The organism is Micromonospora sp. LOL_025, from assembly GCF_048060285.1.
Classification (GTDB): Bacteria; Actinomycetota; Actinomycetes; order Mycobacteriales; family Micromonosporaceae; genus Micromonospora.
The window spans coordinates 1-953 of sequence record NZ_JBHMIR010000103.1 but is presented as its reverse complement, the minus strand read 5'-3'; the positions used below and the strand labels follow the sequence as shown (position 1 = coordinate 953).

Below are 953 nucleotides of genomic sequence, written 5' to 3'. Positions count from 1 at the left end.
TGGATTTTGGCGTCGTGTTCGAGGATGCGTTGTTGGAGTTCTTGGAGGCTGCGGCCGGGTTCGAGGCCGAGGCCGTCGACGAGGGCTTCGCGGGTGCGTCGGTAGACGCGTAGGGCGTCGACTTGGCGGCCGCTGCGGTAGAGGGCGAGCATGAATTGGTGGCAGAGGCGTTCGCGCATGGGTTCGGTGGCGGTGAGGATTTCGAGTTCGGGGGTGATTTCGCGGTGTCGGCCGCAGGCGAGTTCGGCGTCGAGGCGGTCTTCGAGTGCGGAGAGGCGTTCGTCTTCGATGGCGGCGAGTTCTGACCAGCAGGTGCCGGTTTCGACGAGGTCGGCGAGGGCGCGTCCGCGCCAGAGGGTGAGTCCTTCGTTGAGGAGTTGGGCGGCGCGGTGGGGGTTGCCGTTGGTGGTGGCGTTGCGGCCTTCGCGGACGAGTCGGCGGAAGCGGTAGAGGTCGATGGTTTCGGTGTCGATGCGTAGTTGGTAGCCGGGTGGGTGGGTGCGCAGGGTGGGGTTGGTGGTGGGGTCGGTGTTGTGGGTGAGCATGCGGCGGATGCCGGAGACGGCGTTCTGGACCATTTTGCGGGCGGTGGGGGGTGGGTTGCCGTCCCACATGGCGTGCAGGATTTGGCTGGTGGCGACGACTTTGTTGGCGTTGAGGAGGAGGTAGCCGAGGATTGCGCGTTGTCTGATTCCGCCGAGTTCGAGGTGGTGGCCGTTGTTGGTGACTTCGGTGCTGCCGAGTACGGAGAAGTGCATGGGTTTGCTCCCGGGTGGGGTGTGGCCGGGGTGGGGTGTTTCCGGCGGGGTCCGAGTTTCCCATCGGTGGTCATTGGCGAGGCACCCCTAGGGCACCCCGCAGGAGGTGGGGGTGCATGGTGGGTGTCATTGGGTTGGCAGTGTGGAGTTGCTGGTCAGGCATTGTCGGGTGGTGGTGGGGCATGAGACCGTCAC

Annotated in this window: 1 protein-coding gene; it reads right to left on the bottom strand. The window is 65.7% G+C overall.

Translation table 11 applies throughout. The annotated features are described in order from the left end of the window. The coding region (locus tag ACFHW0_RS31665) for an AfsR/SARP family transcriptional regulator (protein ID WP_416613296.1) at nt 1-758 on the bottom strand (758 nt) is incomplete at its 3' end. Nucleotides 759-953 lie beyond the last annotated feature (195 nt).